This window comes from Streptomyces sp. NPDC003016, assembly GCF_053591455.1.
In genome coordinates, this window is the sequence record NZ_JBSFTV010000017.1 from 33,776 (window position 1) to 55,922 (window position 22,147).

Consider the following 22,147-nt stretch of genomic DNA (forward strand, 5'->3'; position numbering starts at 1 on the left):
CGGTGCGGCGGGCGTCCGGGCCCGTCTACGCGGTGCGGCGGGTGCCCGCGGAGGCCATGCCGAGCCAGGTGTGCGGGTTGCGTTCCCAGCACCAGCCGAGCTTCGGGGCCTTCTGGCTGATCCAGAGGGCCGGGACCCGGCGGTCGCCGGCGCGTGAGCCGCCGAGGGAGAAGCACTTGTTCTTGACCAGTACCTGCGGGAAGTGGGTGATGAGCGCGATCCCTTCCTCGATGGTGAGAAGGGTGCGCCCCCTCCCGGCGATCGCCCCCATGGCGTCGTTGGGTACGGCGCCGCAGAACTCCTCCCCGCGTTCGACGTCGAACAGCAGGTAGGCGTCCTCGCCGGCGAGTCCGGTCTCCTCGGTGGCGACGAAGCGTTCGAGGGCGCCGGGTTCGTACGAGCGGTCGACGGAACCGGGGAGTCGTCCGCCGTGCAGGGTGGTGCGCGGCATCGTCTCCTCGACCGGTGCCAGGTTCCGGGTGACGACCAGTACGAACGGCACCCGGCCGGTCCCGGGCTCGCACCGGGTGTCCCCGGACGCCACGGCGACGGCCCGCAGCGGCGCGACCGCGGCGCCGAACCGCTCCGGGGCGAGGCCGGCCGCCGCCGGGTATCCCAGCTCGGTCAGGGTACGGACCTGCCGGTCGAATTCGGCGCCCGCGTCGAAGGCCGTCGGCTGAGCCATGGGTGCTCCTCTTGTGGTCTCCGGTTCCGGGCGTGCTTCGGCTGCCTCGGGGGCGTGGGTCACGACAGCTCCTTGACGAGGGCGGCCTTCGAAGCGGGGATTCCCCGCTCCAGCACGCTGCGCCAGGCGGCGAGGACGTCGTCGAGCGCCGCCTGGCAGGGGTGGGCGGGCGCCGGCCGGTAGTCCACCCGCGGCGCCGGCCGCCCGGCCGCTTTCGACAGCCGGTGGGCTGTCGCGCGTTCGGCCTTGGGCACGGTGTGGGCGAACCCGCCGCCGTGCACGTAGGCGACCGCGCCGTCCCCGGCGCCCGGTGCGCAGACCCAGTCCCGGGACACTTCCGCACCGGACACCTCGGCGTCGGCCGGGAGCGGGGCGGCCGCCGTCACACCGGTGCGGTCGCGGACCGCCCGGGCCTGACCGGGCGCCGCGAGAACAGCGGTGATGTGCAAGAACACTCCTCCGTCGGACGTGGCTTTCGGGGGTGGTCGGTGGAGCCGGTCTCGCATGCTGCATCTTTCCCTCGGAGGAAACTTACTACGGAACTAAATTTATATCGAGGGTGCTCAAAATGTCAACAGAAAAGTACAATCGGTGTAAGGTTTTTCCATGAGTGCCAGGGTGAGCACGACGAAGCCGACCGAACCGACGGGGCTGCGTGAGACCAAGAAACGCGAGACGCGGCAGCTCATCTCCGACCGGGCGACCGGGCTCTTCATCAAGCAGGGCTTCGAGCGCACCACCATCGCCGAGATCGCCGACGCCGCCCGCGTCGCCAAGAAGACGGTGACCAACTACTTCCCGCACAAGGAGGATCTGGCGCTGGACCACCAGGACGAGTTCGTCACCGGCCTGGCCCACGCCGTCGCCGCCCGGGAACCCGGCGAATCCGCCCTCGCCGCCCTGCGTCGCGCCTTCCTGTCCGCTGTCGCCGCGCAGGACCCGGTCGCCGGCTTCGCCGGCCCGGAGTTCACCCGCATGATCGCCGAGAGCCCCACCCTCTCGGCGTGCCTGCGCGGCCTGCACGACCAGCGCGAGGACGCCCTGGCCGCCGCCCTCGCCGGGGCCACCGGCGCCACTGAGGACGACATCACCCCGCGCACGGCCGCGGCCCTGCTCGGCGGAGTGCATCGCGTCCTCTTCCGCCGCATCCAGGATCTCACCCTCGCCGGCCGTACCAACCCCGAGATCGCCGCGGTCCTCGCGGAGGAGGCCACCCGCGCGTTCGGCCTGCTCGAACCGGCCCTCGCCGCCTACGCCCGCGCGTAACCGGAATCCGCCGTACGCGCACGCCGATCGGGTTCCACAGGATGAGATGCCCGGGGCCGGGAGGAGGGCCCGCACCCGCCTGGTTGTAGCGTCAGGTCCTGGCATGGACACCATCACACTCTGGCAATTCGCGGCACTGGCCGCCGCTTCGGCCCTGGTGGGCTTCTCGAAGACCGCCGTCAGCGGCGCCAATACGATCAGCCTCGCGGTCTTCGCCGCCGTGCTGCCGGCCCGTGAGTCGACCGGGGTGCTGCTGCCCATCCTGATCGTCGGGGACCTGATCGCGGTCCTCGTCTACCGGCGGCACGCCCACTGGCCGACCCTGCTGCGGTTGTTCCCGGCGGTCGCGGCGGGCGTGGTGGCCGGTGCGGTGTTCATGCTGTGGGCCGACGACGACGCCGTACGCACGTCGATCGGCGTGATCCTGCTGCTGATGGCGGGGGTGACCCTGTGGCGCCGCCGCATGCCCTCGGAGCCGGAGCCGGAGCCGGAGCCGGAGCCGGACACGGAGCCGGAGCCGGAGCCGGACACGGCATCGGGCGGCGGTCGGATCAAGGCCCGCTCGTACGGCGTGCTCGGCGGGTTCACCACGATGGTCGCCAACGCGGGCGGCCCCGTCATGTCGCTCTACCTGCTCTCCGCCGGCTTCCGCAAGCTCGGCTTCCTGGGGACGTCGGCGTGGTTCTTCCTGATCGTCAACACCTCGAAGGTGCCGTTCAGCGTCGGCCTCGGCCTGATCGACCTGCGGTCCCTGCTGCTGGACGCGGCCCTGGTGCTCTTCGTCGTCCCGGGCGCCTACCTCGGCCGCAGGTGCGTGGACCGGATCAACCAGCGGCTCTTCGAACAGCTGGTGATCGGGGCGACCGTACTGGGCGGCCTTCAGCTGCTGCTGCGCTGACAGGCCGTCGGCCGACAGCTGACGAGCGACGGCTGTCGGCCCCTGACGGCGGTTCCGAGGTGCGCACGGAGTGTTTCCTGACGAAGGTGGACCAGTAGACGCGTCCCCTTGCGAACGGGAGAGACCCCCATGGCATCCATCAACCGACGCGACCTCGGCCTGCTCGTACTGCGTACGGGCACCGGCGCGGTACTGGCGGCGCACGGCGCGCAGAAGCTGCTGGGCTGGTTCGGCGGCGGAGGGCTGGAGGCGACCGCGACGGCCATGGAGCACATGGGCTTCAAGCCCGGCAGGCAGAGCGCCGTCGCGGCCGGGCTCGGGGAGGCGGGCGGCGGGCTGCTGCTGGCCCTCGGGCTCGCCACGCCCGCGGCGGGCGCAGCGGCCGCCGGAGCCATGGCCGGTGCCGTCGCCGTACACGCGCCCGCCGGGTTCTTCGCCCAGGGGGGCGGTTATGAGTACCCCGCCTTCCTCGGCTTCACCGCGGCCGCCGTCGGTATCGCCGGAGCGGGCCGTTACTCGGTGGACCATGCCACGGGGCACCGGTTCGACCAGCCGTGGACCGTGGCACTGGCCTTCGCCGGCAGCGCGCTCGCGGCGGCCGTTGTCCTCGGCAAGCGCATCAAGGAGCAGGCGGAAGCCGACCGGACCGAGGTGTAGACGCGCAACCGGCGCGGCCTTCGGCCGTGAGGACGGGCGCGACCCCGAGCAGGACGCGATGCCGGCGGAGTCGGTCGGGCCGGCTCTGCTGGTGGTGCTGGACGCGCTGACGCCGGCCGAGCGCGTCGCCTCCGTGCTGCACGACATGTGCGCCGTGCCCTGCGACGGGATCGGCCCGATGGCCGAGCGTTCCCCGGCCGCGGCCAGACAGCTCGCGAGCCACGCCCGCCGCCGGGTCAAGGGAAGTGCTCGGGTGCCCGGCGCCGAACCGGCCTTCCCTCGGTCCCCGGCCGGAGGGCCCCCGTGCGCCGAGTCGTCGACGACTTCCCGGCCGCCACCCGCGGCGGGGACTTCGACGCGCTGGTCGCACCGCTCCACCCCGGCGTGGTGCTCCGAGCCGACAAGGCGGCCGGTCCCACCCCCGCGCCTCTCGTCGTCCACGGCGCCCACACCGTGGTCAAGGGCGCGACGGCCGCCGTGGAACGGGCCCGGTCCACCGAACCGGTACCGGTCGACGGAGCGGTCGGACGCGTGATGCCCCCGCGGACGGCTGTTCCCGGTGTTCGGCTTCACGATCACGGACGACACGATCACCGGGATCGACGTGATCGCGGACCCGGGCCGTCTCCGCCGGCTCGACCTCGCCGTCCTCGAGGACTGACCCGACTTCCGCGTCGGGTGTGGTGAGGAGAACACCCGACGCGCGGGTCCGGTGCGGCCCGGGCCGACGTGTCGGGCTCGCGGCCCGGCCGGCTCGGGGCGGTACGGAGTACACGGAGTACGGAAAATTCTGCGCCAGGTCTTGACGGGCAGCCACGTAGCGGGGACTTTCGGAGCGCTCCCACACGGATACCGGCGCGTCCCGCACGACCTGTCTTTGAATCGTTTTAAAGCTGGTCGGCGTCACCACAGGGGCCGCTCCGACGAAGAAGGGACCCCCCCCAGATGACACCGCACGTCTCACGAAGAATCCCCAGGGCCCGGAGGCTGTTGTGCGCCGGCGCGGCGCTGGCACTCCTGTCCGGCACCGGCGCGGCGACCCATGCGTCCGCGAACCCCGCGAACCCCGCGAACCCCGCAACCTCCCGGACAGCCGGCGCGCAGGCACTTCCCGAACCCGCCGCCCCACGAGCGGCGCAGCCCGCGGCGGCCGCCGCCGCACGGCAGGTGGAGGACCTGGACCGCGGCCTGGTCAGCGTCCGCTCGGGCACCGGGAACTTCGTCAGCTGGCGCTGGCTCGCCACCGACCCCGACACCGTGGCGTTCAACCTCTACCGGGGCTCGGCCAAGGTCAACACCTCCCCGATCACCGGCTCGACGAACCACTACGACTCCGGAGCCGCCGCGGGCAGCACGTACACGGTGCGCGCCGTCGTCGGGGGAGTGGAGCAGACGCCGTCCGCCCCGGCGCTGGCCTTCGGCAGCGGTTACCGCGATGTGCCGCTCCAGGTCCCGCCGGCCGGTGACGGCTTCACGTACAGCGCCAACGACGTCGGTGTCGGCGACCTCGACGGCGACGGGCGCTACGAGTTCGTGGTGAAGTGGGATCCGTCCGACGCCAAGGACAACTCCCAGTCCGGGTACACCGGGAACGTCCTGATGGACGCCTACCGGCTCGACGGCACCCGGCTCTGGCGCATCGACCTGGGACGCAACATCAGGGCGGGCGCCCACTACACCCAGTTCCAGGTGTACGACTACGACGGGGACGGGTCCGCCGAGATCGCCATGAAGACGGCCGACGGCACCCGCGACGGCCGGGGCACGGTCATCGGGAACGCCGCTGCCGACCACCGCAACTCCGGGGGCTACGTCCTCACCGGCCCCGAGTTCCTCACGGTGTTCGGCGGCCGGACGGGCGCGGCGCTCTCCACCGTCGACTACGACCCGCCGCGCGGGACCGTCTCCTCGTGGGGCGACTCGTACGGCAACCGGGTGGACCGCTTCCTCGCCGCCACCGCCTACCTCGACGGACAGCGGCCGAGCATCGTGATGGCGCGCGGCTACTACACGCGCAGTGTCATCGCGGCCTGGGACTTCCGCGACGGCAGGCTGACCAGGCGCTGGACCTTCGACTCCAGCGCGTCCGGCAACAGCGCGTACGCCGGTCAGGGGAACCACAACCTCTCCGTCGCGGACGTGGACGCCGACGGCCGCGACGAGATCGTCTACGGCTCCATGGCCGTCGACGACACGGGCCGCGGACTGTGGAACACCCGCAACGGCCACGGGGACGCCCTGCACGTCGGCGACCTCGACCCCTCCCGGAGCGGCCTGGAGGTGTTCAAGATCGACGAGGACAGCACCAAACCGAGCTCCTGGATGGCCGACGCGCGCACCGGCCAGATCCTGTGGTCGACCCCGGCGGGCGGGGACAACGGCCGAGGAGTGTCCGCCGACATCTGGGCGGGCAGCGCGGGCGCCGAGTCCTGGTCCTCGGCCGGAGGCGACGGCGTACGCGATCCGGCCGGGCGGATCGTGGGCCGCAAGCCCTCCTCGACGAACTTCCTGGCCTGGTGGGACGCCGATCCCGTACGGGAACTGCTCGACGGCACCCGTGTCGACAAGTACGGCACCGGCGGGGAGACGCGTCTGCTGACCGGCAGCGGGGTGGCCTCCAACAACGGCACCAAGGCGACCCCCGCCCTCAGCGGTGACCTCTTCGGCGACTGGCGCGAGGAGGTCGTCTGGCGCACCACCGACAGCAGCGCGCTGCGCGTGTACACCACGACCGCTGTCACCACCACGCGCATCACCACGCTGATGCACGACGTCCAGTACCGCGAGGCCGTCGCCTGGCAGAACACGGCGTACAACCAGCCGCCCCACCCGAGTTTCTTCATCGGTGACGGGATGCCGACTCCGCCGAGGCCGGCGGTGTACGCCCGCTGACCGGTCGCACACCGCCACGCACCGAGGCCGGCGCCGCCCGTGGGGGCGGAGCCGGCCCGGTGTCCGTGCTGCCTCGGGCGGATGCGCTATCCGATGGTGTCGCCGCTCCGGTGGCCGTCCCGGGGGCGCTGCCGGCCGCTGCCGGAGCCCTGGCCCCGGAGGCTGTTGCCGGCGCAGTACTGGCCCGGGGGCATGACGGCACCGTTGCCGCAGCTGCCGGTGGCGCTCGCCGGGGCGGCGGCGGCCACGCCGGCCGTGGTGAGCGGCGCGGCTGCGGTGGCCGCGGCGGCGGCGGCGCTGCGGAGCCCGGGTTTTCTCTTGCGGAGAGAGGGTTCTGCCATGGGGGGTTCCTCTGCTCGGAGAGTTCGAGGCGGGGCGCCGGTTACTTGTAGGTGATGTCGGAGGCGCTGTACAGGCAGTGCGTGGAGTCCGGGCCGCTGCCGAGCTTGGTGGGTTCGCCGCTGGTGACGCCCTTGTAGCGTTCGCAGGGGACGATGCTGCGGCTGCTGTCGCCGACGATGGTGACGGCCGAGAGCCGGGCGGTGTCACCGTAGTTGGAGTTGATGCCGGCGAGGGACTTGCCGGGAGCGGTGACGGTGACGTTCTGGATCACCACGTGGCGCTTGTGCTGCGTGCTGCAGTTGCCGCACGAGCGGTAGAGCTTCCCGAAGTCGTTGACCTGGAAGTTCTTGATGACCATCGTGCCGGGGCCGTTGTGCTGGAAGACCTTGTCGGACGCCTTGCGGGCGCCGCCGCCGTCGATGGTCATGGTCTGGGACGCGGAGGTGCCCTTGAAGGTGGCGGCGTCCTCGCCGACGTCCTCCCACCAGACGTTCTGGAGCGTGCAGGTGCCCTTGCAGTGGATGCCGTCGGCGGCCGGAGCGCCGAGGACGACGTTCTTGAGCGTGGCGCCGTCGGCCAGCTCGAAGAGCGGTCCCTGGTCCTCGTCCTGACCGCCGGAACCGAGGTCTCCGCTGCCGTAGTGACGGACCATCTTGCCGTCCACGACCCCACTCACCTTGATCGTGGTGGAGACGGCCTTCTGCCCGGTCGGCGTGGGCCAGGCGGCCGCTGCGGCGGGGCCGCTGCCGATCAGTACGGCCGGCAGGGCGAGAGCCAGGGCCGACAGGAGAACGCGGGACGTCGGCATGGCTCGCCGGGTTCCGTCGCGTGGTGCCATGGTGCTCCTCCTTGATGAGTCAGGTGATGAGTCCAGCCCACCTCGTTCATGTTCATGAACTCGGTCGGTAGCCGAGAAGCTAGAGAGCGGATGGGTGCATGTCAATCAAATGAACGCGGTGTTTCTGGTGAGGGATCGCCGATCCACCCTCTTTTCCCCTTTCGTCCTTAGGTTCTGCCGAGTCGGCGGGCCGTGCGGGGGAGGGGGGAGGGCTGGATGCGTGCTGGGTCGGGCAGTGAGGTCGCGGAAAAACTTGTTCTCATTCGTGAACATTGACTGAATTCATGAACCAAGAGAGGAGTGCAAAGGTATTGCCCCAGGGGTGGCGGGCGTGCCACTCTCGGCCCGGAATCGCGCCCGAAGTGACGATCATCGTTCGGCATTTCGAACGGCGCGTCATGTACGTCACCGAGTCGAAGGAGAAGCGCGTGAGCCGCACTCTGCGCAGAACCTCGTTCCTCGCCCTGCCCGCCGCCGTCATGCTGGCCCTGATGCCGTCGAGCGCCTCCGCCTACCCCGGTCCCGGAAGGGTCACGGGGGACGTGGTGGTCCACGACCCGACCATGCTCCGCAAGTCGGACGGCCGGTACCTGCTCTACTCCACGCACGGCTATCTGGAGTCCCGCACCTCCACCGACCGCACCGCCTTCAGCCGCAACGGCAACGCTCTTTCCTCACCGCCGAGTTGGTGGTCGGGCTACTCGTCCGCGAACGACCCGTGGGCGCCCGACATCTCGTATCACGGCGGCCGCTACCTGATGTACTACGCCGTTTCGAGCTTCGGCTCCAACACCTCCGCCATCGGCCTCGCCACCTCCTCGACCGGTCTGCCGGGCAGCTGGAGCGATCAGGGCATCGTCTACTCCTCCACTTCCAGCAGCGACTACAACGCCATCGACCCGGACCTGTTCGTCGACGGCGACGGCAAGTGGTGGCTGGCCTTCGGCTCCTGGTGGAGCGGGATCAAGATGATCCGCCTCGATCCCGGGACCGGCAAGCAGTACGCGGGCGACACCACCCGCCACTCGCTCGCCTCGCGGCCCAGCGGGACGAAGGCGGTGGAGAGCCCGACCGTGGTCAAGCGGAACGGTTACTACTACCTCTTCGCCTCGTACGACACCTGCTGCAGCGGCACCGCCTCCACGTACAAGATCAAGGTCGGCCGGGCCACCAGTCCCACCGGGCCGTACTACGACCGCAACGGCGTCGCCATGAACAACAACGGCGGCACCCTGGTCATGGCGTCCCAGGGCGCGGTGATCGGCCCCGGCGGACAGGACGTCATGCCCGACACCGACGGCGACCTGCTCGTCTACCACTACTACGACGGCAATGACGCCGGCACCCCCAAGCTCGGCCTCAACCTGCTGAGCTGGAACGGCGGTTGGCCCACCGCCTACTGACGGCAGACCGACGCCACCACCACGCACGGACACCGGGACCGGGACGCGTGATGCTCCGCGAGCCCGGCTCACATCCCCCGCTCATCCCCCCACCCAGGGAAGGACCCCCCTCATGAGCGATCTCCGTACCCTCGCCACCCCGCGGCGTCTCGCCGCACTCGCCGCCGGCTGTGCGGCGGCCGTCGCCCTCACCACCCTGGCCCCCGGCTCGGCGGGCGCCGCCGAAGCCGCGCCCGTCGGCTTCGGCGCCGGCACCACGGGGGGCGGCAACGCCCCCGCCACCACCGTCTCCACGCTCGCCGCCTTCAAGACCGCCGTCGCGGGCGACTCGGCCAAGGTCGTGAAGGTGTCCGGACTGATCCCGCTGTCCGGACAGGTCGACATCGGCTCCCACACCACCGTCCTGGGCGTCGGTTCGTCCTCCGGCTTCACCGGCGGCGGGCTGCGGATCAAGGAGAAGACGAACGTCGTCGTCCGTAACCTGAACATCAGCAAGCCCGTCGCCCCCGCCGACGGCATCACCGTCCAGAAGTCCACGAAGGTGTGGATCGACCACAACGCCTTCTCCGCCGACCGCAACCAGGGCGACAAGGACTACTACGACGGACTTCTGGACATCACGCACGCGTCCGACTCGGTGACCGTGTCCTGGAACACGTTCAAGGACCACTTCAAAGGCAGCCTCGTCGGCCACAGCGACAACAACGCGGCCGAGGACACCGGGCGCCTGCGCGTGACGTACCACCACAACCACTTCAGCAACGTCTTCTCGCGCATCCCCAGCCTGCGCTTCGGCACCGGCCACTTCTACGACAACTACGTACAGGGCGCCGACACCGCCGTGCACTCCCGCATGGGCGCGCAGATGCTCGTCGAGAACAACGTCTTCCGTACGACCAAGCTCGCCGTGACCACCAGCCGCAGCAGTGAGGTCGACGGGTACGCGGTGCTGCGCGGCAACGACCTCGGAGGCGCCGCGACCGAGATATCCCGTACGGGCTCCTTCACGAACCCGCCGTACAGCTACACGGCGGAGCCGGCCTCCTCCGTCGTCTCCTCGGTGACGGCGGGCGCGGGCACCGGCCGGATCGGCTGACCGGCGCACAGCGGCCGCCGCCGTGTCCCGGCGGCGCAGGGCGTCGAGGAGCGCGCGGTGCTCGTGGTGGGCGGAGCGCAGGGCGTCCAAGGGGTACGGCGGGCAGAGCGGTCGAGTCGCCGCCAGGCCAGCACCACGCCGGAGGGGACGGTGAGCGGCGGGGCCGTCGAGGCGACCCAGAGCTTCCTCGGTCGCGCGGCCGGCCGCCCGGCGGGCGAGGCCGCACTCCAGGGCGAGCCGGTGGTCGATCAGCCGGTGCACCGCCTCCGCGTCCGAGCGGTAGGCGCCGGTGGCGAGGACGGTGCCCGGAGCCGGATGCCCGGCGGCCGGGTCGCCGGCGTCCCGCCCGTGCCGCCGCCCCGCCCGCGCCGGTGTTCCAGTACGCCGTCGGCACACAGCGGGACCGGGGCGCGACGGACGGTGATCTCGGCCACGCCGAGGGCGGTGGCGATGTGCGCCGTGCCGGGCAGGCGCTCACCCGGCATCAGCAGGACCAGGACCACGGCCGGGGCTGTCCGGGCGCGTACCGCGTCGGGGCCGGACAGCCGGCGGACGCCGCTCAGCTCGGGCGCCGGGTCGCACGAGCAGCCGCGGGAGGCGGCCGAGCCGCTGGACGGCACCCGCGTGGGGCAGCTCGCCGAGCCCGCCGGGGACCTGGACGTCTGGCTGCTTGCCGGGCACGGCGTGCGCGCACGGGCTCCGGGGCAGCTGTTCAGCACCGCCCTCGCCTTCTCCCCGGCTCGACGGCGAGACACTCGCCCCGGGGCCCGTCTGGCTGGGGCCCGGCGTGGTGTACCTCGCGTACCTCCGCGACCCGGACGGACGACGCCGTCGGCCCCGCCCCACCGCCTGAACGGCGGGGGAGCGGGGCCGACGACGTGGGCCTCCTAGTAGGGGCCGTTCACATTGTCGATCGAGCCGTACCTGTCGGCGGCGTAGTTGCACGCGGCGGTGATATTGGCGACCGGGTCGTAACTGTCCATCGACGTACCGGGCACGTGATAGGCCTGGAACGTCGGCTGGATCACCTGGAGAAGCCCCTTGGAGGGCGTTCCGGCGGCTGCGTTGGAGTCCCAGTTGTTGATGGCCATCGGGTTGCCCGAGGACTCGCGCATGATGTTCCGGTGAATTCCGTCATACGTACCGGGAATTCCGTGCTTGGCCATGATGGCCAGCGATTCCTTGATCCAGCCGTCGAGGTCGTTGGAATAGGACGCGGATTCCACGGCGGGGGCGTCGCTTTCGGCGGCCGGTGCGGTCTTCCGCTCGGAACGGTCGGCCCGGTCGGAGGCGGACGCCGGCCTCTCGGCCTCGGCCTTGGCCTCGGTCCCCCTGGCGATGGTCAGCTCAAGGCCGGGACGGATCAGCGAGGGGTTGTCGCCGACGGCCTCCCGGTTGTCCTGGTACAGCTTCTCCCAGCCACCGGCCACGGAGTGGTCACCGGCGATCTTGGAGAGCGAGTCGCCGGACATCACGGCATAGATGACGGAGTCGGCCTTCTCGGCAGCGACGGCCTGCGGCGCCGCGCCGGCAGAGGTCGCGCCGATGAGCGGGAGGACGAGTGCGGCGCCTCCCGTGCCCGCGGCGATGAAGCCCCGAGTGAGTGAGGCGTACTTGGAACGACGGTGCTTACCCTTTGCGGGCATGGTGAATTCCTCTCCGTCGCCTGCGAGGTGAGCTGTCGGGTTCGGGCTGGAGATGCCCGGCCGCATGTGAATGCGACTTCACCCCGAGCCGTTCCGGCATTCCGGATCGGCGGCTTACCTGGGTCCCCCGCTCCTGCCGTACGTGAGTGGGTGTGGTTTCCGGACGGCGGCAGGATTCGGCGGTCCACCCGGATTGACGGTGACCGTAAGCGAGAGTGGCCGGGCGGAACAAGCCCTGAAATTGCTCCGCATGATCCATATCGCGGTTCCGGACGGAGAAAAATCCGTCACTCGCCCTGAGCGAGGACTCAACTTTCTTTCTGGGGGCCGGAACTGTGCCCAGTACCGCTTCCGCCATGCCGTTGTGGGCCGTGACTCATATCACTTGGGGGGCTCCGCCGGTCAAAGGCGGGCGCCCAACCGCCCCAACAGGCATGCTATATGGCATGCGATAGAGGCATTTAGCCCGATATTGCATCGCAAGGGTTCGGGGCTCTCTCCGGCCGGCTCCAGCCGTTACGGACCTCCTACGCATCCGCGAAAAGCAGGGCGGCGGACCGGAGGGCACCGCCGCCAGGTGTGACGTCGGCCGACGCTCCCTGGCCAGTGACAGCAGGCCGAGCTTCGACGCCTCCAGGGGGAGGCGCGGCGGCTTGCGCTCCTGCCAGGCGCCCGACGGGAAGAGGGAACGGCCCGCCCGCGCCCGGTCCGCGCGCAACACCACCTCCGATCCGCCCCGTTCGGCCACCGCAGTCTTGAAGTGGACCGGCTTCCGGCCGGTCCACCCCTTGACGTTGCGGTCCGAGGGGTCCGGCAGGGCGAGCAGCATCAGAGAGAGCACCGCGGCGTCCTCGTCCAGTCCGCAGACCTGGGCGCACTCCTCCGCCAGGTGCGGCACCGGGCGCGCGGGGTGCCGCACCCAGCCCGGGACCCGGTCGCCGTCGGCGGCCAGAGGCTCCCCGAGCGCGGCGAAGCCGTCGCTCAGCAGCAGCCGCAGGTCCGCGACGGCCGGGCAGCCCGGAAGGGCTGGGCAGCCGCGGGGAGGGGAGCACGGAGTCGAGGCAGGCGTCCAGGAACTCCAGCAACGGAACGTCAGGCCCCTTGAGCGCGACGGGATCCACACGCAGATGGCGTACGGCGTACGTCGTGTCGCCCACCTCTGTGACCGTCGGGTGGGCGGTGAGCACCCCGGTGGAAGGGGCGTCTCCCCCCGGGTAGTTGCTCTGCAGCGAGAAGAGTGTGAGCGGGCCGGTCCCCGCGGCCGGCTCCTCACGCAGCCGGGATGTCGCCGCGCCGATCGCGGGGCGCAGCGGAAGCGGATCGCCCGCCGGGGTGCGGTAGGCGAGCCGGGCGACGACCCCCGGCAGGGCCGGCAGCCGCGGCTCACCCGCCAGGGCCGAGGGGCCGGGGTCCAGGCAGTTCGCCCCGGCGGCGACGCGGCCGACGAGGGCGGGCAGCCGCAGGATCGGCCACCAGCCCCGGTCTTCGTCTCGGTCCTGCTGCGGGGAGCGGGCCGCCTCTCCACTGGGCGGCAGCATCTCCTCCACGGCGAGCGGGAGAAGGCGAAGAGGTACGGGAAGGGGGGGCGCCCAGCTCGCGCAGCCACCACTCGGCGGCGCGGTCCACGTCGGGGCCGGTGGCCCACAGCTGCTCCGGACCTGAGCTTCCGTTCCCGCGGATCGCGGTAGGCAACCTCCAGATCACCCGTCAGTTCCGCGGTACAGCCGCTCTCTTCGGCACGCCGGCTCATGTGTGTCCCCGTTGCGCTGATCGACAGGACAGACCCCAGGCACCGCCACTGACACCGCCGCCGGACCGTGTTCCGGGCTGCTCCGCACCGGGGACACGTCCCGATCGCGTTCTAGGATCGCGGGCATGCTCACACTGCTGCACACCTCGCCCGCCCACGTCCCCGTCTTCGAGGCGTTGCGCGACCGCGAGCACCCCGGCCTCGAAATGCGCCACGTGATCCATGAGGAACTGCTGGCCAGGGCCCGCTCCGGCGGGCCCGGCGCCGCGGACTCCGAGGTCGCCGCGGTGCTCGCCGCGGCCGTCGGTGAGGGCGGGGCCACGGCCGTGCTCTGCACGTGCTCCACCATCGGCGCGGTGGCGGAGGCGTACGGCGCGCGGCTCGGTGTCCCCGTGCTGCGCCTGGACCGTCCGATGGCGGCCGCGGCCGTCGCCGCCGCGCCGGAGCGCGACACGGTCCGCATAGCGGTGGTCGCCACGGTGGAGAGCACCTTCGGGCCCACGTGCGACCTGATCAGGGAGGAGGCGGACGCGGCGGAGCGGCGGGCCGACCTCCGCACCGTGCCGGCCGAAGGCGCGTGGAGGTACTTCGAGGACGGCGACCGGGACGGTTACCTGGACCTCGTCGCCCGGACCGTCGACGCGATCACCGGAGTGGACGTGGTGGTGCTGGCCCAGGCGTCCATGGCGGACGCGGCCACCCGCACCCGTGACGACCGCACCGCCGTGCCCGTGCTCTCCAGCCCGGTACCCGGTCTGCGCGCGGCAGCGGAGGCCGTCCGGCAGCGGTGACGGCGCCTGTCGGCAGGGGTGACGGCGGGCGCCAGTACCGGTCGTTCCGGTTCACCCGTACCCGGATGTGTGTCCCCGGCGGGCGGGGGCAGCCGCAGAGGGAGAAAGTGGGTCTTGAACCCGTCGCACGACAGGCAGGAGGCCAGCCATGACCCATCCGTACCCGGACCCCGTACCGCCGTCGCCGACCCCTCCCCCCGGCCCGCCCGTACCCGGCCCGCCCGTACCCGGCCCGCCCGTGCCCGGCCCAGACCCGGGCCCCCTGCCGGGCCCGGGGCCCGGTCCGGTGCCGGTTCCGCCCGAGCCGGGGCCCGATCCGGTCCCGAAGCCCCCGGGACCCGAGCCCGTACCCGATCCCGAGCCGGCCCCGGGACCCACGGAGGTCTGATCAACCGGCGGGCACTTGTGACCGGTCGCCGCCCCAGAGGGTGTGGAACGAACCCTCACGGTCGGTGCGCCGGCAGGTGTGCGCCCCGAAGAAGCCGCGCTGCCCCTGGTGAGGGCCGGGGCCAGCCGCTCCGCGCGCAGCGCGTCGTACGACCAGTGGTCCGGGAGACAAGAGCATGAAGATCGAAGAGACCTGCCTCTCGGCGTGCGCCGTTGCCGCGTTGCTCGCGGCACGGCTGCCTGTACGTCCGGTGGCGGCGAGCCGGCCGACAAGGCCAGGCGCACGGTCGGCGCCCCATGCGAGAACGGCACGTACGCATGGTTCAACGCCGACAAGCGGGACGTCCTGACAGGTGTCGCCGAGAAGCAGGAGATCGGCAAGGGAGACGGCAGACTCGCGCACAGACTGACGCCACTTCACACACCGCGTGTCGCCGTCACCTTCGAGAAAGGACCGCAGGCCGGCGCGGAGGCCGCGCTTCGTTCGCTGGGCGCCCGCATCGGAGAAACGGACGCTGCTGACCGTGACGGCGATGAGTTCGCCCATGTCCGCAGGCCCGTACCGGACCTCGACGCGGGCAGCGCCGGCGTCGACGGCGCGGGAACCTTCGTGGACTTCGCCCGGGTACGGCAGGTCACCGCGGACTTTCGGTACACCTGCGGGGACACGGCAAGCCGGTGGCGGGCCGGGCGACCGGCTGGATCGTCGACGGCTCAGGCAGCCTGGAGTGCTCCGAACCGATGGGGAACGTGAGGAAGAGGAGGCCGGGCCTGGCGGCGGCCCGCCTGTCCTGCGGCCCCGGCGCTCCGGCCGCCAAGACCAAGAAGACCTGATCAGGTCAGGCACGGAACAGGCGCCCCGGGCCATGGCAGCCCGGGGCGCCGGTCTCGATTCGCTGCGAGCTCACCGAACGGAGAGCTCTCCAGAGGGGTCTTCGTCTCCGGCAAGCAGAGGCAGCACCCCATCAGGACCACCACGGTCAGCGACGGACAGGGCCGTACCCCGTGGTCGGGTGCCGGGCGGCTGGGCCGGATGCGCGACCGGACCGCTGTGCGCACCGAGGGCACCCCCGAACATTTTCACCGGGACCGGGACGTGAAAGCCCAGGTCGACGACGGCTGACGGGGCTTGGACGGCGAGCTCCCCGACCAGGTACCGGCTCCGTCCAGGAAGCGGAGGGATCGGGAGGCAGGCCCGTGACCGAGCGGTACGGAGGGCGCGGGAGGAAGCGCTGCCAGTCCTGCCGGCGGATCTGTGCCGAACACGCCAGCGCCGAGTTCCGGCGGTGGCGCACGCTCCAGCGATACACCGGACGACACGAGAGCTACGGCGCAACCCACGCGGTCCTCACCTCGCTCGTCTCAGGCCGCGCAGCGAAACACCCCACCCGGTCAGACCGGGCACCGAACTCGTACTCGTCCGCGCGGCGGCCTGCTGAATCACCACCAGCCACCCCCGGGCCACTACGCCTCAAGACCCCTCGCGGGTCGGCTCCTCAGCGTTGCTTTTCGGCGAGAACTACGGAGACCGCTGTCCCCACGGGCCCGAGGAGGATGACGAGAGAGAGCCGGATCGACCCTCTCAGGGATGTTCCACCTGGCCGTAAGCCAGTTCTTTGGGGCATGAACATCCTTGCCTGCGCCTGAATCGTCAACAGCAGATGAATAACAGGCGTACGGCAGATGACGGGACGAGGTCGCATGTCGTCCGGAAGACGTTATGGAAGCTTTCATTCCGCGCCACACGCGACGCCTGCATCTCACCAGTCCACGGCGCCACAACCACCTGCACGCAGGGATTCGGCCAAGTGGCGGGGGCGGCCAGGTTCAGCCATCGGTACGCCCCTGGCGTACGGGGACGCCGATGGAAGGGGGTACCCAGCGGCAACTCACGCCTCATGAGACGGCGTTGACACGCTCCGTGTTCGATCGTTAACTTCACGGCGTCGTCGCCACACCAGGAGCACGAGGCTCCATCGGGACTAGCGACGCGGAGGACACTCTCCGTTGACGACGTTGACTGCTGTGACAGCGACAACCACCACCACCGGACTCTTCCGGATCCAGCCCTACACTCCGCACTGCCAGGTGATTCACGCCGAGGCGGATCATGCCCTCATCGGGATCTCACCCGGCAACAGCTATTTCTCCGCCCAGCGGGTCCTGGATCTCGGCCGCTGGGGGGTCGACCACTTCCGCGAGGTCGACATCCTCTACACCGACCTGCATGTGGCCGAGATGTACGAGGCCTTCGGGTACGGTCCCGTCGACGCCCAGCGCAAGGCGGTCAAGAACCTGCGCGGCGTCCGGGCCAAGGTGAACAACGCGGCGTCCGCCCTCGACCCGGGCGACGGCCGGGTCCGGGCCCGCGCTCTGTCGGAGTTCACCGACAATCCGGCCTACCGGGAGATCCACACCCGGATACTGGAACTCCTCGGCACCGACGACGAGTTCCGCAGGACCTGCGAGGAACTCGCGGACTACTTCCTGTCCACCAAGTCGGACAGGAAGTCCAGTACGGCACGGCAGCGCGAGGTCTGCCTGAAGTACATATGCGCCGAGGCGCCGCTCTTCCTGGACACCCCCGCCATTTTCGGGGTCCCGTCCTCGCTGAACTGCTACCACCAGCTCTTGCCGATGGCCGAGCTGCTGTACTCCCGAGGCGCGGGGCTGCGCGCCTCCCGCAACCAGGGGCACGCCATCATCACGCCCGCCGAAGGAGCCCCCGATGTCCGTTGAGACGCTGCCCGAGACGCTGATCGACTTCCCGTTCGACTGGCGCGGTGACCGGCTCCCCGCGGAGATCGAGGCCCTTCGCGCCGAGCCGGTCAAGAAGGTCCGTACGATCGCGGGCGACGAGGCCTGGCTGGTGTCCTCCTACTCCCTGTGCACGCGGGTGCTGGAGGACACGAGATTCAGTCTGAAGGACACCTCGGCCCCCGGCGTGCCCCGGCAGTACGCGCTGACGATCCCACCCGAGGTCGTCAACAACATGGGGAACATCACCGGCGCCGGCCTGCGCAAGGCCGTACTCAAGGCGATCAACCCGAAGTCCGAGGGGCTCGTGGACTGGATGCGCGCGCACGCCGCCGAGCTGATCGACGGCATCATCGCCACCGGTGCGCCGGCCGATCTGCGCGCGGCGTTCACCAACCCCTATGCGGAGGCGCTGCACTGCCGGATCCTCGGCATCCCGTTCGAGGACGCGCCGAAGCTGGCGGCCAGCCTGGACATCGCGTTCATGAACTCGGCCTGCCCCGTCACCGGTGCCAAGCTCAACTGGGACCGGGACATGGCCTACATGGTGGAGCGGCTGGACGACCCGGCCACCACCGGGCTGATGGCTGAGCTCGCCGCGTTGCGTGACGACCCGGACTACGCGCACCTGACCGACGAGATGCTCGCGACGGTCGGCGTGACCTTCTTCGGCGCCGGCGTGATCTCCACCATGGGCTTCCTGAGCATGGCGGTCTTCGCGCTGATGCAGCACCCGGAACTCCAGGCAGAGCTGCTGGCGGACCGGTCGAAGGTCCCGGCGGCGGTCGACGAGCTGCTGCGGATCAACCTGTCCATCGCCGACGGCCTGCCGCGGCTGGCCACGGAGGACATCCAGCTGGGCGACGTGCTGGTGAAGAAGGGCGAGCTGGTACTGGTCCTGGTCGAGGGCGCCAACTTCGATCCGGACGCCTTCGACCACCCGCACAAGGTGGACCTGGAGCGGCCGAACAACTCGACGCACCTGTCCTTCGGCGGCGGCCGGCACTACTGCCCGGCCACCGCACTCGGCAAGAAGCACGCCGAGATCGCCCTGGAGACGCTGCTCGACAAGATGCCCGAGCTGCGGCTCGCGGTTCCGGTGGACCAGCTGGTGTGGCGGACCCGCTTCATGAAGCGGATTCCGGAGCGCCTGCCGGTGATGTGGTAATCGGCCGCAGTGATCGGTTGGCTGCCTTTCAGGCCGGCCGGGCATGGACGGTGAAGGGCTTCCCGGCCGGTTCCTCGGTGCCGGCCGCAGCTCTCTGCTGCTCCAGGCGACCTGATGACCTGTGGGAGCCGTAGCCCCGTTGCTGCCGGCGCGGCAGCCCGGGCGGCGTCGGCAGTCCGGGCGGTTGCCGGTCGGTGACCGTGCCGTTCCGCGGGGCGTCGTTTACGTGCTGTGCAAGAGCGTGGGCCGACCGGACGCCCCCGCGGAGCAGGTCGGATGTGGCGGGGTGAGGGCCCGGCGGCGCCTGCGCGACTGGACCGGGGCCGGGCGCTGACCGCACTTGCACGAGCTTGCTTGCAGCACCATCGGTTTGCGAGGACTGCGACCCCATTCCGAACGGTCAGTCAGCGGACGTCGCGGGTTTCCCCGCCGGGTGGGAGTTTCGGCAGGCCGATGAGGGCGTCGACGCCGAGGCTGCCGGGACCCGTTGCCCTGGACCGCGGACGCCCCGCACGCCGGTTTCGCGGCGCTCACCGAGCCCTGGCTGCCCAGCCCGCGGGCTGGCCCCCCCTACGCCGTCGGCCGGCAGAGCACCGAGCCGGGGACGATGCCGCGCTCTACCGGCGGGCGGCGGGCGGCAGGCGGCGGGCGCTGGGGCTGCGACGGTCCTCGGACGGCTCCGGTCACGGCCCGATGACCTGGCTGTCCGCGACGGACGGCGTCCTCGCCTTCGCACGCACGCACGGTCTGATCTGCGTCGTCAACCTGTCGGACAGTCCCGCCGTCGTCCCGGCGCACCAGGAACTGCTCCCGGCGGGCGGCCCGCTCGACGACGAGGGCCGGCTGCCGCGGGACACCGCGGTCCGGCTGCGCGCCTGACGGCCCGGTCCCGTGCGTCCTGGCCGCCGCCGTCCGGTGGTGCACCGAGGCCGTGGAGCCATGGCGTGCGAAGTCGCGGGCGAGGTCGCCGCCGGTCACCGCGAGCCCCGTTCCACCGATGCGGGCCCTGCCGCGCATGCGTGAGCCCCTGGGGTGCCCGTGTCTGCGTCCGCGGGGGTACGCACCAACGGGCCCGGCTGTTCCTGGATCCTCAAGTCACGTGGCGGTTTCCGCATTCCGGCCCGGCCCGGCCCGGTGGGGTGGGAAGCTGACGGCAGACCGGCAGCGGGACGGCCAATATGCCACCGGCAGGGGAGAGTTCGGCGTACCGACCCTTGTCACGGCACGCGCGGGGGCCGTACTTTTGCCGATTGCTACGTGTCCGATGTGTGAGTGGGGGAGCTGAGCCATGGCCGCATCCGGTCGACACCGCCGGTACCAGCCGAGCCGTATCAACCGTGCGTCGCTGACGGTCACGGCCGGCGGAGCCGGGATAGCCCTGCCGCTGATCGCACCGGGGGCGGCGGACGCGGCGTCGGTGGACGTCTGGGAGAAGGTCGCGGCCTGCGAGTCGACCGACAACTGGAAGATCAACACGGGCAACGGCCATTACGGCGGGCTCCAGTTCAGGCAGTCCACCTGGCAGGCGTACGGCGGTACGGCCTACGCCCCGCGCGCCGACCTCGCGACCAAGGACCAGCAGATCGCCGTCGCGGAGAAGGTGCTCAAGGGGCAGGGTCCGACGGCTTGGCCGCTGTGCTCGGTACGGGCGGGCCTGACCCGCGGCGGCGGCGCGCCGGACATCAGCACGGGGCCGAAGACGGGAAGGCCCGAGCAGTCCAGGACGGAGACCAGGAAGGCGTCGGCCCCCAACGCGCCCGACCCGAACGGTTCGGCGAAGGGCAGGACGTACACCGTCGACGGCGGTGACACCCTCTCGACCATCGCGGACGCCGAGAACGTCAAGGGCGGTTGGGAAGGGCTGTACGCCGCGAACCGCAAGGTCGTCGGCGACGACCCCGACCTGATCCACCCGGGGCAGCGGCTGGTCCTGCGCGGCGCGCAGAAAGCCGGGCCGGGCAAGGGAACGGGAACCGCCAGGAGGACCGAGGCCGAGCGCGCCCCGGCCGCCGCGTCACCCCAGCGGGACAGCAAGGCCGGCAAGGAGAGCAAGGTCAGCAGGGCCGGCAGGACATCGGGGCTCTCCGCCCCGGTGGACACCGGCCCCAGTACGCCCTACCGCGCGGCCGGTTCCTCCTGGTCCAAGGGCTACCACACCGGGGTCGACTTCCCGGTGCCCACCGGCACCGCCGTGAAGTCCGTCGCTTCCGGCCGGGTCGTCTCGGCCGGCTGGGGCGGGGCGTACGGCTACCAGGTCGTCGTCCAGCACGCCGACGGCAGGTACAGCCAGTACGGGCACCTCTCGGCGCTCACCGTGCGCGAGGGCCAGAAGGTGGGCGTCGGCCAGCGCATCGGCCGCTCCGGCTCCACCGGCAACAGCACGGGCCCGCATCTCCACTTCGAGGTGCGTACAGGGCCGGGCTACGGCTCGGACATCGACCCGCTGGCCTACCTCAGGGCGGGCGGCGTCACCGTCTGAGGCACCGTCTCCGTCACCGCTTCCGTCACGTTCCGGGCCCGCGGCCGCTGCACCGGGACACGAACCTGCGACCCCGCGGCCGGCAGGCGCCCGTGCGTCGCTCCGGTGTGCCCCCCGAGCCGCTCCGTCGTCAGCAGGATCAGCCCGCCCGCCGCGACGACCCCGCAGCCCAGCGCCAGGGCGGTGCCGGTCGCCCCGTACCGGAAGTGCTCGCCGAAGAGCGTGATGCCCACCGCGGCCGAGACCACCGGGTTGACCACGGTGACCGTGGCGAGCGGGGCGGCCAGTCCGGCGCCCCGGTAGGCGGCCTGGGAGAGCAGCATGCCCACGGTCGCGAGCCCCGCGACGGCCAGCAGACTCGGCAGCGGCCCGCCCAGTCCGTCCAGTCCGTCCAGTCCGTCCAGACCGGCGAGGCCGCCCGACGCCGTCCAGTCGACGGCCAGCGTCTTGGTGAACACCGAGGAGACGCCGAACGCGGCGCCCGCCGCCGTCGCCAGCAGGATGCTGCGCACCACCGCACGGTGCACCCGCTGCGCGACGAGGAACACCACCGCCACCCCGCCGAACGTCACCACCGCCACCACCAGCCGCTCGCCGCCGCCCAGCGACCGCGCGTCGGCCGTGCCGGTCAGCGACAGCAGCCCCGCGAGACCGGCCGACGCCATGATCGCGCCGCGCCAGGCGACGGCGCCCGCCCTGCGCCCCACGAACAGGGCCGCCATCGGCAGCGCGAAGACGATGGTCAGCGCGCCCAGCGGCTGGACCAGACTCAGCGGCCCGTACGCCAGCGCCCCGACGTGCAGCAGCGCGCCGAGCCCGTTGAGGACCACGGCGGCCCACCACCCGCCGTGGCGCAGCGGGGCGTACGGACGGGCCGGGGCCGTGGACGCGACGCGTTCCTGGACAATGGCCCCTGCCGCATAGGCGACAGCGGAGACCAGTGCCAGGAGCACGGACAGCGCGAGAGCACTCATGGACTCCACGATGGCTTCCCGGAGCGTTCGTGTCGTCGTCCTTGAGCAGGCGTTCGTACGTACTGCTCACGTAGTACGGGCGTACGCCCAAGGTCCTCCTCCCGGGGGTGTCCGGCCA

Annotated in this window: 19 protein-coding genes, 1 pseudogene and 1 riboswitch; of the genes and pseudogenes, 12 read left to right on the forward strand and 8 right to left on the reverse strand. The window is 71.4% G+C overall.

The genetic code is table 11. The annotated features are described in order from the left end of the window. Nucleotides 1-25: 25 nt before the first annotated feature. Together ACWDZ4_RS16605 and ACWDZ4_RS16610 are read right to left on the reverse strand one after the other, a co-directional pair. Nucleotides 26-685 carry a DUF5701 family protein gene (locus ACWDZ4_RS16605; RefSeq protein WP_451509115.1) on the reverse strand — a complete coding sequence of 220 codons (660 nt, stop codon included), beginning with the start codon at nucleotides 683-685 and terminating at the stop codon, nucleotides 26-28. A gap of 59 nt (nucleotides 686-744) precedes the next feature. After that, the gene (locus ACWDZ4_RS16610; RefSeq protein WP_451509116.1) at nucleotides 745-1,134 is read right to left on the reverse strand and encodes an alpha/beta hydrolase fold domain-containing protein; all 390 of its coding nucleotides are present in this window, start codon (nucleotides 1,132-1,134) and stop codon (nucleotides 745-747) included. A 157-nt stretch (nucleotides 1,135-1,291) separates the two neighbouring features. On the opposite strand from ACWDZ4_RS16610, the gene ACWDZ4_RS16615 reads away from it, so the two are divergent. From ACWDZ4_RS16615 to ACWDZ4_RS16630, 4 genes are all read left to right on the forward strand, one after another. Next, nucleotides 1,292-1,951 (forward strand): TetR/AcrR family transcriptional regulator, encoded by a 660-nt coding sequence (locus tag ACWDZ4_RS16615; RefSeq protein WP_451509117.1) that lies wholly within the window; start codon nucleotides 1,292-1,294, stop codon nucleotides 1,949-1,951. Between the two features lie 103 nt (nucleotides 1,952-2,054). Further along, the gene (locus ACWDZ4_RS16620; protein WP_451509118.1) at nucleotides 2,055-2,849 is read left to right on the forward strand and encodes a sulfite exporter TauE/SafE family protein; all 795 of its coding nucleotides are present in this window, start codon (nucleotides 2,055-2,057) and stop codon (nucleotides 2,847-2,849) included. A gap of 129 nt (nucleotides 2,850-2,978) precedes the next feature. After that, a complete protein-coding gene (locus ACWDZ4_RS16625) occupies nucleotides 2,979-3,506 on the forward strand; it encodes a DoxX family membrane protein (protein ID WP_451509119.1) in 528 nt (175 codons plus the stop codon). A 945-nt stretch (nucleotides 3,507-4,451) separates the two neighbouring features. Further along, nucleotides 4,452-6,398 carry a rhamnogalacturonan lyase gene (locus ACWDZ4_RS16630; protein ID WP_451509120.1) on the forward strand — a complete coding sequence of 649 codons (1,947 nt, stop codon included), beginning with the start codon at nucleotides 4,452-4,454 and terminating at the stop codon, nucleotides 6,396-6,398. 86 nt (nucleotides 6,399-6,484) lie between these two features. On the opposite strand, the gene ACWDZ4_RS16635 is transcribed toward ACWDZ4_RS16630, so the two are convergent. Further along, nucleotides 6,485-6,739: a hypothetical protein gene (locus ACWDZ4_RS16635; RefSeq protein ID WP_451509121.1), complete on the reverse strand. Its 255-nt coding sequence runs from the start codon at nucleotides 6,737-6,739 to the stop codon at nucleotides 6,485-6,487. 41 nt (nucleotides 6,740-6,780) lie between these two features. After that, nucleotides 6,781-7,578, reverse strand: a complete 798-nt coding sequence (locus ACWDZ4_RS16640; RefSeq protein ID WP_451509122.1) for a pectate lyase — start codon at nucleotides 7,576-7,578, stop codon at nucleotides 6,781-6,783. Between the two features lie 398 nt (nucleotides 7,579-7,976). Between ACWDZ4_RS16640 and ACWDZ4_RS16645 the strand changes: the two genes are divergently transcribed. Beyond that, the gene (locus tag ACWDZ4_RS16645) at nucleotides 7,977-8,981 is read left to right on the forward strand and encodes an arabinan endo-1,5-alpha-L-arabinosidase (protein WP_451509214.1); all 1,005 of its coding nucleotides are present in this window, start codon (nucleotides 7,977-7,979) and stop codon (nucleotides 8,979-8,981) included. Between the two features lie 112 nt (nucleotides 8,982-9,093). Further along, on the forward strand, nucleotides 9,094-10,077 hold the full coding sequence (locus ACWDZ4_RS16650) for a pectate lyase family protein (protein ID WP_451509123.1): 984 nt from the start codon (nucleotides 9,094-9,096) through the stop codon (nucleotides 10,075-10,077). A 248-nt stretch (nucleotides 10,078-10,325) separates the two neighbouring features. On the opposite strand, the gene ACWDZ4_RS16655 is transcribed toward ACWDZ4_RS16650, so the two are convergent. Both ACWDZ4_RS16655 and ACWDZ4_RS16660 read right to left on the reverse strand, forming a co-directional pair. Then, entirely contained in the window at nucleotides 10,326-10,697 is a 372-nt protein-coding gene (locus ACWDZ4_RS16655) for a GntR family transcriptional regulator (RefSeq protein ID WP_451509124.1), read from the reverse strand. 267 nt (nucleotides 10,698-10,964) lie between these two features. Beyond that, on the reverse strand, nucleotides 10,965-11,723 hold the full coding sequence (locus ACWDZ4_RS16660) for a transglycosylase SLT domain-containing protein (protein WP_451509125.1): 759 nt from the start codon (nucleotides 11,721-11,723) through the stop codon (nucleotides 10,965-10,967). Between the two features lie 2 nt (nucleotides 11,724-11,725). Further along, nucleotides 11,726-11,886, reverse strand: a riboswitch (cyclic di-AMP (ydaO/yuaA leader). A 1,712-nt stretch (nucleotides 11,887-13,598) separates the two neighbouring features. Here ACWDZ4_RS16660 and ACWDZ4_RS16665 point away from each other — a divergent pair. Continuing rightward, nucleotides 13,599-14,264, forward strand: a complete 666-nt coding sequence (locus tag ACWDZ4_RS16665) for an aspartate/glutamate racemase family protein (protein WP_451509126.1) — start codon at nucleotides 13,599-13,601, stop codon at nucleotides 14,262-14,264. 388 nt (nucleotides 14,265-14,652) lie between these two features. Here the strand turns inward: ACWDZ4_RS16665 and ACWDZ4_RS16670 are convergent. After that, a pseudogene (locus ACWDZ4_RS16670) lies at nucleotides 14,653-14,801 on the reverse strand (NADP-dependent phosphogluconate dehydrogenase); the annotation flags it as partial. A gap of 55 nt (nucleotides 14,802-14,856) precedes the next feature. Here ACWDZ4_RS16670 and ACWDZ4_RS16675 point away from each other — a divergent pair. The 5 genes from ACWDZ4_RS16675 to ACWDZ4_RS16695 all read left to right on the forward strand — a co-directional run bounded on the left by ACWDZ4_RS16675 (nucleotide 14,857) and on the right by ACWDZ4_RS16695 (nucleotide 21,055). Next, nucleotides 14,857-15,405, forward strand: a complete 549-nt coding sequence (locus ACWDZ4_RS16675) for a hypothetical protein (protein ID WP_451509222.1) — start codon at nucleotides 14,857-14,859, stop codon at nucleotides 15,403-15,405. A 1,271-nt stretch (nucleotides 15,406-16,676) separates the two neighbouring features. Then, complete coding sequence (locus ACWDZ4_RS16680; protein ID WP_451509127.1) at nucleotides 16,677-17,390, forward strand: tRNA-dependent cyclodipeptide synthase; 714 nt, start codon at nucleotides 16,677-16,679, stop codon at nucleotides 17,388-17,390. A 658-nt stretch (nucleotides 17,391-18,048) separates the two neighbouring features. Beyond that, nucleotides 18,049-18,576, forward strand: a complete 528-nt coding sequence (locus tag ACWDZ4_RS16685) for a cytochrome P450 (RefSeq protein ID WP_451509215.1) — start codon at nucleotides 18,049-18,051, stop codon at nucleotides 18,574-18,576. Nucleotides 18,577-19,269: 693 nt separating this feature from the next. Further along, complete coding sequence (locus tag ACWDZ4_RS16690) at nucleotides 19,270-19,455, forward strand: hypothetical protein (protein ID WP_451509128.1); 186 nt, start codon at nucleotides 19,270-19,272, stop codon at nucleotides 19,453-19,455. 409 nt (nucleotides 19,456-19,864) lie between these two features. Further along, nucleotides 19,865-21,055 carry a transglycosylase family protein gene (locus tag ACWDZ4_RS16695; RefSeq protein ID WP_451509129.1) on the forward strand — a complete coding sequence of 397 codons (1,191 nt, stop codon included), beginning with the start codon at nucleotides 19,865-19,867 and terminating at the stop codon, nucleotides 21,053-21,055. On the opposite strand, the gene ACWDZ4_RS16700 is transcribed toward ACWDZ4_RS16695, so the two are convergent. Then, nucleotides 21,025-22,029 (reverse strand): DMT family transporter, encoded by a 1,005-nt coding sequence (locus ACWDZ4_RS16700; protein ID WP_451509130.1) that lies wholly within the window; start codon nucleotides 22,027-22,029, stop codon nucleotides 21,025-21,027. The two genes, ACWDZ4_RS16695 and ACWDZ4_RS16700, sit on opposite strands and share 31 nt — an antisense overlap. Nucleotides 22,030-22,147: the final 118 nt, after the last annotated feature.

What these genes read in the sequence shown, in the direction of transcription:
- ACWDZ4_RS16605 (WP_451509115.1), bottom strand. Translation starts at nt 685, where the DNA reads ATGGCTCAGCCGACGGCCTTCGACGCGGGCGCCGAATTCGACCGGCAG.
- ACWDZ4_RS16615 (WP_451509117.1), top strand. Translation starts at nt 1,292, where the DNA reads ATGAGTGCCAGGGTGAGCACGACGAAGCCGACCGAACCGACGGGGCTG.
- ACWDZ4_RS16620 (WP_451509118.1), top strand. Translation starts at nt 2,055, where the DNA reads ATGGACACCATCACACTCTGGCAATTCGCGGCACTGGCCGCCGCTTCG.
- ACWDZ4_RS16625 (WP_451509119.1), top strand. Translation starts at nt 2,979, where the DNA reads ATGGCATCCATCAACCGACGCGACCTCGGCCTGCTCGTACTGCGTACG.
- ACWDZ4_RS16630 (WP_451509120.1), top strand. Translation starts at nt 4,452, where the DNA reads ATGACACCGCACGTCTCACGAAGAATCCCCAGGGCCCGGAGGCTGTTG.
- ACWDZ4_RS16635 (WP_451509121.1), bottom strand. Translation starts at nt 6,739, where the DNA reads ATGGCAGAACCCTCTCTCCGCAAGAGAAAACCCGGGCTCCGCAGCGCC.
- ACWDZ4_RS16640 (WP_451509122.1), bottom strand. Translation starts at nt 7,578, where the DNA reads ATGGCACCACGCGACGGAACCCGGCGAGCCATGCCGACGTCCCGCGTT.
- ACWDZ4_RS16645 (WP_451509214.1), top strand. Translation starts at nt 7,977, where the DNA reads ATGTACGTCACCGAGTCGAAGGAGAAGCGCGTGAGCCGCACTCTGCGC.
- ACWDZ4_RS16650 (WP_451509123.1), top strand. Translation starts at nt 9,094, where the DNA reads ATGAGCGATCTCCGTACCCTCGCCACCCCGCGGCGTCTCGCCGCACTC.
- ACWDZ4_RS16660 (WP_451509125.1), bottom strand. Translation starts at nt 11,723, where the DNA reads ATGCCCGCAAAGGGTAAGCACCGTCGTTCCAAGTACGCCTCACTCACT.
- ACWDZ4_RS16665 (WP_451509126.1), top strand. Translation starts at nt 13,599, where the DNA reads ATGCTCACACTGCTGCACACCTCGCCCGCCCACGTCCCCGTCTTCGAG.
- ACWDZ4_RS16685 (WP_451509215.1), top strand. Translation starts at nt 18,049, where the DNA reads ATGCTCGCGACGGTCGGCGTGACCTTCTTCGGCGCCGGCGTGATCTCC.
- ACWDZ4_RS16690 (WP_451509128.1), top strand. Translation starts at nt 19,270, where the DNA reads ATGACCTGGCTGTCCGCGACGGACGGCGTCCTCGCCTTCGCACGCACG.
- ACWDZ4_RS16695 (WP_451509129.1), top strand. Translation starts at nt 19,865, where the DNA reads ATGGCCGCATCCGGTCGACACCGCCGGTACCAGCCGAGCCGTATCAAC.
- ACWDZ4_RS16700 (WP_451509130.1), bottom strand. Translation starts at nt 22,029, where the DNA reads ATGAGTGCTCTCGCGCTGTCCGTGCTCCTGGCACTGGTCTCCGCTGTC.